We start from the raw sequence: 9,040 nt of genomic DNA on the forward strand, positions 1-9,040 counted from the left end.
CAGAGAAAAGCGATCAAAACCCGATTTTTTACTGGCCCCAAATCTTTTTCAGGACAGTTTCGGGGGTAATATCGGCGACTTTTCCCGTATTAGCCTCAATATATCGATGTAGCTCTCCCCCACTCGGTAAAACTCTCTTAGACAACGAAGGAACCAGCAGAGAGAGGGTATAGGTTCCCACGGCCACGGCTAACTGTAAAGGGACACTTTCGGTAGCTAATAATAAATTAGCACCGGCGATCATAGCCGCCATTTTACCGATATCGCCCGTTCTCGACACTTTTAAGTTATTATCCATGGCTTTGAGGGCTAAAACCCAAGCTTCATCCAATTCTCCCTGGATCGCGACAATTGGTAAATCCGGTTGTTGATGGCGAATGCCTTGGATAATTTCTAGCCAACTCTTCAGGGGATAAAGCGTTTCCAGTCCTTGGCTGATGCTCAGATCGCTACCGCCGGCGTAGAGGAGAATATAGCCGCTATCCTTGATATTGAGGCGTTGCTGCTCCATTTCGGCCCAATCGATATCATCGCGATTCAAGGTTAGTTTTAAAGGTGGACAGGGTGCGGCAATCTTTAACCCTTTGACCAGTGCGTGATAATTATCCGCTAGATAGCCTTCCGTTGGCTGGGGTACTTGTTGCGATAAGAACCAGCTGCCATTATTTTCATAGCCTATACGGTTAGGAACACCATTTAACCAGAGTAAAAGATTGATAGCAGGACGATTGGTGAGACTAATGGCGATTTCGTACTCCCGGTCCCGAATTACTCCCAAAATATTTAAATAATCCGCTAATCCGTACTGATCTCGATAGTCAAATAAAAGCACTTCCCTAACCTGGGGACAGAGACGATAGGCAGCCTTTGCCCTAGGTTCGACCAAAACATCGATAGTACCTTGGGGGTAAGTTTGCCGGAGAGTTTCTAGAGTGGGAAAAAACAGCAGTTGATTGCTAATTCCTCCCGGTACAAGGGTTAATATTCGCATTTTATCTGGATATACCTGAATCGATCAGCTTAATTTTAGCAGTGTCCCTCGTTATTCACTAAATCTGGGCAGCGATGTTTTTTCTCAACAGAATGCGATCGCAGATTCTCTTAACTATTACCCGAAGGATTAGAACCGTACATAGCATTTAAAACCAAAGCGGGGTCAACGTATTGATTGCCGTACATCAGTCCCCAGTGCAGGTGTGGTCCGGTGGTGCGTCCTGTCATTCCCACTCTAGCCATGCGGGCCCCTGCTGGTATATCCTGGCCGAGAGTAAGGACGATTCCTCCTGACCTGTCAATTAAAAAAGTACCACGGCTATCGGATTGAACCGAACCCATGAGATGACAATAAATATGCGTCCATTGACCGGATTGCATCTTAATCATGGTGCCACAGCCTGTATGATCGGATAATTCGACGATTCTGCCGGTCCACCAATTGCGAATATAACTGCCCAAGGGTGCGGCCAGATCTAACCCGGCATGAAATTGTTGACTGCCATCCATGGGAGAGAAACGATAACCGAAACCGGAGGTGTAGGTTTGAAAGTTTTCCACGGGGAAGGAGGCCCCGGCCCAAGCATTTTGAGCTATGAGGGTGGGATTAGCTTTAACGGGGTGTAAACGGTCAAATCCTAGAGAAATTAACGTGACAAGACAGCTAATCGCTAAAAAACGCAGGAATTTAACAGGCAGATATTTGAGCATGAGACTTACTCCAGACACCACAATTAAATATACCGCTAATTTTACCGGCGGCTTTTAACCGATATTTTAGTTAAGTTTTGAGTTATTATTGAGCATTGGTTAGGGATTGACAACATTTCCCCTCGGGCTGCCGATTCTCCGACTCCCCCACTTAATTTTTACTTTTTACTGACTCGTACCATGTTAGACCTAAAGCAAATTAGAGAAAATCCAGAGGAAGTACAGAAACGCTTAGATAGTCGGGGAGGTAGTTATGATATTGCCCCTATTCTCCAGTTAAATCAACAACAGAAGGCTTTAGAGTTAGAACGCAGCAGTTTACAGGCCCGGGGTAACGAAATCGGTAAACTGGTAGGACAAAAAGTGAAAAGTGGCAGCGATGCCAACAGTCCCGAAATTTTGGTGCTGAAAACAGAAGGAAACGAGATTAAAAGTAAACTAGCTCAATTAGAACCGCAGGAAAAAGCAATTAAAGCGGCTATTGACCAAAAAATCTTAGATTTACCCAATTTACCCAGTGAAACCACTCCCATCGGTAAGGATGAACGGGAAAATGTCGAAGTCAGACGCTGGGGAGAAGAATATAAACCCACCAACCCGAATATTTTGCCTCACTGGGAAATTGGGGAAAAATTGGGCATTTTAGACTTTGAACGGGCAGTAAAAATCGCCCAGAGTCGTTTTGTTAATCTTATCGCCCTCGGAGCAGCCCTAGAAAGAGCTTTAATTAATTTTATGCTCGATCGCCATATTGTCGCCGGTTATACAGAAGTTTTACCGCCAATTCTGATTAATAGTGACTCCCTGCGCGGGACGGGACAACTGCCGAAATTTGCGGAAGAAAGCTTTAAATGTCGAGATGATGAGCTTTGGTTAGCACCAACGGCAGAAGTACCCGTAACTAACCTTTATCGCGATGAAATCCTCTCATCGGAGCAATTACCGATAAAACACTGTGCCTATACCCCTTGTTTTCGTCGAGAAGCGGGCAGCTATGGCAAGGATACGAGGGGCTTGATCCGTTTGCATCAATTTAATAAGGTGGAAATGGTCAAAATCGTCCATCCTGACGCTTCTGCTCAGGAACATGAAAGTTTAGTCGCTAATGCAGAGGCAATCCTGCAAGCTTTACAGTTGCCCTATCGGGTGATTGAATTGTGTAGCGGTGACTTGGGTTTTTCGGCAGCCAAATGTTATGACTTAGAAGTGTGGCTACCTTCGGCTAATACCTATCGGGAAATTTCCAGTTGTTCTAATTTTAGAGACTTCCAGGCACGACGGGCAAATATTCGCTTTAAAGAAAAAGGGCAAAAAGGCACTAATTTTGTCCACACCCTCAACGGTTCGGGATTGGCGATCGGTCGTACTATGGCCGCTGTCCTAGAAAATTATCAACAGGCGGACGGGACAGTAAAAGTGCCGGAAGTGCTGCAACCCTATCTAAAACGGCAAGTTATTTGTTAAATTTTCTAAAAATGCTTGACAAAATACTTGTATAGTGCATTTGAAAAAGTTGCTCTTAACCCCACTCTAGAATTGCCTGTTTTAAGGCTCCTTCGGGCAAATTGGTGGGATCAAAAGACTCAACCGCTTCTATTCTGGCTAAAGCTTCAAAAAAAGCCCTCACACCACTGGCTGGTCCCGATGGGTGATCCATAATTCCGGTTCCCGCATTGAGGATAACATTACGTCCGTAATCCCCAAGGACCTGGGGAACAATACCGGGACGAATACCGGCCGAGGGAACCGGAAAAACGTTTCTATCGCGCAAAATATCGCGAATTTTGCCCTCCTCCTGGGGATCGAAGGGTAAACTACCGTAAGCGGCGGGATATAGCACCGCATCGGCTCCTGCGTGGGCCATCATCGTCCCCAAAACCACAGAATAGGCTAATCCCGTATCGCTACCGGCACACATCGCTCCAGCAAAGGCAGGATGGGCGAAAATGGGAACATCGATCGCCGGATCACTGGCTAAAGCTTCTAAAACGGAAAAACCGTAGGTAAGAACGTTTAATAACAGGGCATTGGCCCCATGTTTCACCAATAAACGGGCTTTTCTCTGCAATTCGTCCGCTTTTCCGGTGACATTAACCGCATAGAGAACATTTCTACCGGTTTGCTGCCGCACTTCCTCCAAAACTCGGCGACAACAATCTAGGCGCTCGTGGGTGGGAGCTACGGGAAGATCCGCCATGATTTCATCATCTTTAATCACGTCTAAGCCAGCAAAAGCCACTTCTCGCAGGATATCGGCGTGATCTTGGGCCGATAGTCCTAAAGCGGGTTTAAAAATTGCCATAACTAGAGGTCGATCATAAACCCCCAAACGTTGCCTAATTCCTGTGATTCCTAACTTGGCTTTTGTGCCGTAGCTTTCGGGGAGATACACCCCCACCACTTTTCCTGCTCCAGCCATGGAATATTTGCCGAAAATCATGGTTAAAAGACTGGCGATGTCATTTTCAACGTTTATCTGGGGAAAACGCACCCTAGCCACCTTATAACCGTCTGCTTCCTCCCTGATCTCCACCACTTCCGCTAGGTGTTGTTGCAGCTGCTTTTGACGATGACTGTGGCGCTCGCTCCAAGTGCCGGCGGTTTGACCGATAGCGATCGTTTTTGCCTGTTTTTCGGCATTAATAGCGGGGGGAAAGCGATAATCGACAATTATAGTCATAAAAGGTAAAAAAAGGGAGTGGGAATTATAAATTATAAATTATGAATTGGGGAAGAGGGGAGCTTTTTTTCAGTGTTGCCAAAGGCACGGCGTAGCCGTCCAGTAAACAGTGAACAGTAATCAGTGAAATGAAAACTCACATCTGATAACTGATAACCGATAACTGATAACTGATAACTGATAATGGCTTCGATCGGTTTTCTCAGCTATTGACAAGGGTTCCCCTAAAAGCCTACAAGTATTTTGGATAGGTATGGCCATTGAGGAACCGACCAAAATATGAAAATAAAGACAAGATTACGGGAATGGGGCAAATTTTTCTTAAAAAGCGGTGCTAGTATTGCCTTGGCACTACTTTTAATCTTAAGTCTGTTCACGGTTAAGGGGACTACTCCTGCTTTAGCTGTGCTTGCTCAGGGTGACGCGGTAACGGATCCCACTGCTATTTTACGCAATGCCTTACCCATAGATAATAAACCAATTCGTCAAGTGCAACAATCGATCGAAGATATTGCCAAACATCTGCGGGCCAAACGTTGGAGTCCGATTAAAAAAGATGTCAAGGATGCCAATTATGCCCTTTCTACCAAAAGCAAGGCTATCTTAGATAGTGTTCCCGAAGCAAGTAAAAGCCAAGGGGAGGAATTAATCGAAAAACTGAAAACGGGAGTGGCAGCCCTCGATACGGCCGTAGAAGCAAAGGATAAAGAGGCAGTTTGGTCAACCAGACGAGAATTGCTCAATAATATCACCGCTTTAGAAGAATTAATGGTAGTGGGTTTTCCCTTTAACGTTCCCCCGGAATACGCTAACTTGCCGCAATTGCGAGGACGTGCCACCGTAGAGATGCAGACCACCAAGGGAGATTTAACTATCGTTGTGGATGGTTACAGCGCTCCGATTAATGGGGGTAACTTTCTGGATTTAGTCCAACGGGGTTTTTATGACGGTTTACCCTTCATTCGCAGCGAAGATAATTTCGTTGTCCAAACCGGGGATCCCGTCGGTGCAGAAGAGGGATTTATTGACCCGAAAACTAAGCAATATCGCTCTATTCCCTTAGAAATTTTGATTAAAGGGGAAGAAGAGCCAGTTTATGGCAATACTCTCGAAGAATTAGGGATTTACTTACCCAGTCTCGCCTTGCCTTTTAACGCTTTTGGTGCATTGGCCCTAGCGCGTCCGGATACCAATCCTAACGGAGGTTCCTCGCAATTCTTTTTCTTTAAATTCGATAATGAATTAACTCCTCCGGGGTTTAATCTCATGGATGGTCGTTATTCAGTTTTTGGCTATTTAGTCGAGGGAAAAGAGGTGTTAGAAGAACTTACCGATAAGGACAAGATTATCACCGCTAAAGTGGTTTATGGCTTAAATAATCTCGTCCAACCTAGCTAGGTTGGCGTTTTTAACTAGGTTTTGTCAAGGCAAAAAATTAGTCAACATAGGGGAAGCAGCTCAGATTCTGGGCGCTTCCCCCGATACCCCTAGGATCGTTTCATTCTCTCATCGGAATAAATATCTGAAAGTTTTTCAAAACGTCGTGCTTTGTAGGTTGATTCATAAATCAACCTACTATGAATCAACCCTTGATAAGGGGGGTACCTGACAACTTTTAACACCTACCTACTTAAGATTATTAATTCCGCAATCTATCGCCCTGATTATTATTGCTTTGATAGGGGCAAAAGTTATTTAATTAACATCAGTTTTATCTAAGTTCCCCTTTCCCTTAATCCTCGTTCATATCCCCAATCAGCAACGCCTAGGAAGAGTTTGCCGATAGCTAAGGGCTAAGAGATGACAGAGTTGGTGATATAGTAACTAAAGATCACATTTAAATCTAACCTTGCCATAGATGCACAAATCTCGAATCTGGCAACCCCAAAAATCTCCCGTCTCTAACATCAGTTTTAGCGATGAAATGAGGTAAGAATTTTGACCAAAATACTTAGCGATCGCATTGCCGTTTATCTGCTCATCGGTGGACTCCTGTTTAGAATCATCATCGCCCTGGGGCTTTATCCGGGGTACGATGAGGCCTATTATTACGTTTACAGCCATAATCTGGATTGGAGTTATTTCGATCATCCGCCAATAGTAGCGATTTCCACGGGTTTTGGGACTTGGATCACGGGATTAGTCAATCAATTTACCATTCGCTTCGGGACTCTCCTTTTCTATACTGGCAGCCTCTGCTTGCTATATCTGACAGCTTTAAAATTGTTCAGTCTGCCGGTCGCCAGAATGACTTTAGCGATCGCCAGTCTCATCCCCATCTATGGGATTGTCTTCGGGATTCTTTCGCAGCCAGATAGTCCTTTAATCTTTTTTTGGTCATTAACAGTCTATTTAGCTGCCCAAGAATTCTGGCCAATTCGGGAAAAAAACTATCATCCTAGCTATCGTCTCGCTTATATTGGACTTGCCGTAGGATTGGCGGTTTTAAGTAAATATCACGGCTTTATTTTGGGCTTTGGTTTAGTTTTATTTTGTCTGACCACTCCCCGCTATTGGCCTGTATTTAGATCCCCTTGGTTGGGATTAGGATTTATTCTTTTTTTGATAACTTTATTGCCGATTATCTACTGGAATATTAACCATGATTGGATTTCCTTTCGCTTTCATTTAGAAGACCGTTTTTCTGGAGAACCCAAAACCTTTAATATTCTCGGTATTCTCTCGGTTATTGGCATTAGTATCGCCACGATGTTTCCTCCTTTTGGTCTGCCGATGTGGTGGGTGACATTTAAAAGCTTTGCTGAACAAATTCCTAACTTTCTCTCGAAAAAAAGATTTTTTCAGCGAGATGAAGAATCACTCAAAAAATGGTTAATTCTCTCGGTTTCTCTGCCTTTAATCCTGGGAATGCTTTATGTGGGTGCTTCCCATTATCTCGCCCCTAGTTGGATTTTACCCGGGTTCTGGTCCTGCACAATTTTATTAGGAGAAAAGGCCAATACTTGGCAGCAATCTTCTCGAATCTGGGTAAAAAGATGGTTATGGGGATCGGGAATTTTTATCGTTACTGTTTTATCTATAGCAATGCTTCACGTTACTTTTGGCACTTTCCAAAAACCTAGTCAATACGCAATTTTTGGGGGAATTATTGCCCCAGAACAGGACCCTTCTCGGGAAATTGTCGATATCGATCAACTGCGCCAAGGCTTTGCTAATTCGCCCGAATTATTAGCGCTCTTAAAAGATTCTAGCTTCGTTTTTACCCATAATTTTTATGTGACAGCATGGCTAGATATGGCTCTTTATCCCCTAGTTCCTATTCCCGTCACCTGTTTTAACAACGATCAAAGGGGTTATCAAATTTGGTTTAATCCTCAAGAATGGATCGGTAAAAATGGTTTATTAATTACTACAAATAGTTCTCTAGAAAGACCAGAAATAATCGATCGCTACCGTCCCTATTTCCAAGATATAACTAAAGTAGCTGTCATTCCGATCAAGCGCGGTGGTGTCGCCATCGAACAATTTCATGTTTACCAAGCTAAAGGACTAATTAAAACTTATCCTTAAAGCAGTTATCAGTTATTGGCGGATAGGGGATAGATAAAATAGTTCATAAATACTGATAATTTCTATCTCCTGAATTTTGTAAACTTTTTTACTTTTTACTTGGTAAATATGTCCATTCATCGAGTGCGTATTGCTAGAGATAAAGGGGAATTTGTCCAGTCCTTAGTTAATTTTAATCAGGGAATTGGTCCTTTTCAGACCTATGCTGATGTCATCGCTTTTGCGGCGGCTTTAGGGGTAAGATATCAAGAGAGGGTGGCCATAGAAAATGTAGCGAAGGAACCCTCACCTATTAACCTAGAAATTTTTATTTCTCGTGGCTACGATACCCTAATCAAATTATTGGCAGTCAATGAATTGCAAGACACAAAAATTCTTTCTCCCCACGGGGTAGATTCGGAAGCTTTGCGAGTGACAATTTTCGAGGAATATGCCAACGCCGGTTTAGCAAGATTAGAACGAGAATTGCGCGGTGCGGTGGATTATACTGAAAGATTATTGTTAATTATCAGTCAAGAACGTTTTCGAGAAATTACTGCCACAACGGAATTCGATTTAGGCAGATTTTTGTAGTAGAAATCGCCAATTCAAAAATGAAACGCATCAACCTCAAGAGTTGTCAAAGAAAGGCTCATCAGGTACTGTCTGATCATTAACAAAAACAAATCAGACCCAAAAACGAAGCCCTCAACATCTTAACATAGAACAAAGAAACTTGCTCTACCAACTTAGTCAGGAGGGGAATTTATCTCAACGGCAAATGGCCGTCTGGCTCGGATGTCATCAAAGCACGATATCACGAGAATTAAGAAGGAATCAAAGTTCCCTAGGCTGCTATCTACCTGACACAGCAGAAGCTGAAAGCGAGACGCGCACCAAAAATGCCAAACAACCCTTTAAAAATGTCAGCGAGTCAGCCTTAGAGTTGGTCAAAGAAGGATTGAAAGATTATCATAGTCCCGAACAAATAGCAGGTCGTCTGAAAAAAGCTGGTCAAGAATCGCTCAGTCATGAAACCATCTATCCCACATTCCGCACCCTAAGTGTCACAACGTCTCAAAAGAGGAAGGGGCGTGAGTCAAAATACTTATCTAGAGGAGTGAGTTGGCGGCAAGCTGCCGGCAA

8 protein-coding genes are annotated in these 9,040 nt (G+C 43.7%); 5 read left to right on the forward strand and 3 right to left on the reverse strand.

All coding sequences use genetic code 11. From position 1 onward, the window contains the following. Positions 1-28: 28 nt before the first annotated feature. Together H6G40_RS13590 and H6G40_RS13595 are read right to left on the reverse strand one after the other, a co-directional pair. The gene (locus H6G40_RS13590) at positions 29-991 is read right to left on the reverse strand and encodes a glycosyltransferase family 9 protein (RefSeq protein ID WP_002755579.1); all 963 of its coding nucleotides are present in this window, start codon (positions 989-991) and stop codon (positions 29-31) included. A gap of 110 nt (positions 992-1,101) precedes the next feature. Next, entirely contained in the window at positions 1,102-1,704 is a 603-nt protein-coding gene (locus tag H6G40_RS13595) for a M23 family metallopeptidase (protein WP_002738195.1), read from the reverse strand. A 180-nt stretch (positions 1,705-1,884) separates the two neighbouring features. Here H6G40_RS13595 and serS point away from each other — a divergent pair, with 180 nt between their 5' ends. Continuing rightward, on the forward strand, positions 1,885-3,168 hold the full coding sequence (serS, locus tag H6G40_RS13600; RefSeq protein ID WP_002737740.1) for a serine--tRNA ligase: 1,284 nt from the start codon (positions 1,885-1,887) through the stop codon (positions 3,166-3,168). 55 nt (positions 3,169-3,223) lie between these two features. Here the strand turns inward: serS and H6G40_RS13605 are convergent, their stop codons facing one another. Beyond that, a complete protein-coding gene (locus tag H6G40_RS13605) occupies positions 3,224-4,384 on the reverse strand; it encodes a 2,3-diketo-5-methylthiopentyl-1-phosphate enolase (RefSeq protein ID WP_069475098.1) in 1,161 nt (386 codons plus the stop codon). A gap of 279 nt (positions 4,385-4,663) precedes the next feature. On the opposite strand from H6G40_RS13605, the gene H6G40_RS13610 reads away from it, so the two are divergent. The 4 genes from H6G40_RS13610 to H6G40_RS13625 all read left to right on the forward strand — a co-directional run. Continuing rightward, complete coding sequence (locus H6G40_RS13610) at positions 4,664-5,782, forward strand: peptidylprolyl isomerase (RefSeq protein WP_002735469.1); 1,119 nt, start codon at positions 4,664-4,666, stop codon at positions 5,780-5,782. Positions 5,783-6,322: 540 nt separating this feature from the next. Then, positions 6,323-7,915 carry an ArnT family glycosyltransferase gene (locus H6G40_RS13615; RefSeq protein ID WP_069475097.1) on the forward strand — a complete coding sequence of 531 codons (1,593 nt, stop codon included), beginning with the start codon at positions 6,323-6,325 and terminating at the stop codon, positions 7,913-7,915. A 108-nt stretch (positions 7,916-8,023) separates the two neighbouring features. Beyond that, positions 8,024-8,488 (forward strand): DNA phosphorothioation-associated protein 4, encoded by a 465-nt coding sequence (locus H6G40_RS13620; RefSeq protein WP_002738176.1) that lies wholly within the window; start codon positions 8,024-8,026, stop codon positions 8,486-8,488. A gap of 127 nt (positions 8,489-8,615) precedes the next feature. Further along, positions 8,616-9,040 (forward strand): helix-turn-helix domain-containing protein (locus tag H6G40_RS13625; RefSeq protein WP_190537819.1); only part of this gene is annotated, 425 nt, incomplete at its 3' end.

Source organism: Microcystis viridis FACHB-1342, from assembly GCF_014698335.1.
GTDB lineage: Bacteria > Cyanobacteriota > Cyanobacteriia > Cyanobacteriales > Microcystaceae > Microcystis > Microcystis ichthyoblabe_A.

Coding starts and splice junctions, on each gene's coding strand:
- H6G40_RS13620 (WP_002738176.1), top strand. CDS start 8,024: ATGTCCATTCATCGAGTGCGTATTGCTAGAGATAAAGGGGAATTTGTC.
- H6G40_RS13610 (WP_002735469.1), top strand. CDS start 4,664: ATGAAAATAAAGACAAGATTACGGGAATGGGGCAAATTTTTCTTAAAA.
- H6G40_RS13590 (WP_002755579.1), bottom strand. CDS start 991: ATGCGAATATTAACCCTTGTACCGGGAGGAATTAGCAATCAACTGCTG.
- serS (WP_002737740.1), top strand. CDS start 1,885: ATGTTAGACCTAAAGCAAATTAGAGAAAATCCAGAGGAAGTACAGAAA.
- H6G40_RS13605 (WP_069475098.1), bottom strand. CDS start 4,384: ATGACTATAATTGTCGATTATCGCTTTCCCCCCGCTATTAATGCCGAA.
- H6G40_RS13595 (WP_002738195.1), bottom strand. CDS start 1,704: ATGCTCAAATATCTGCCTGTTAAATTCCTGCGTTTTTTAGCGATTAGC.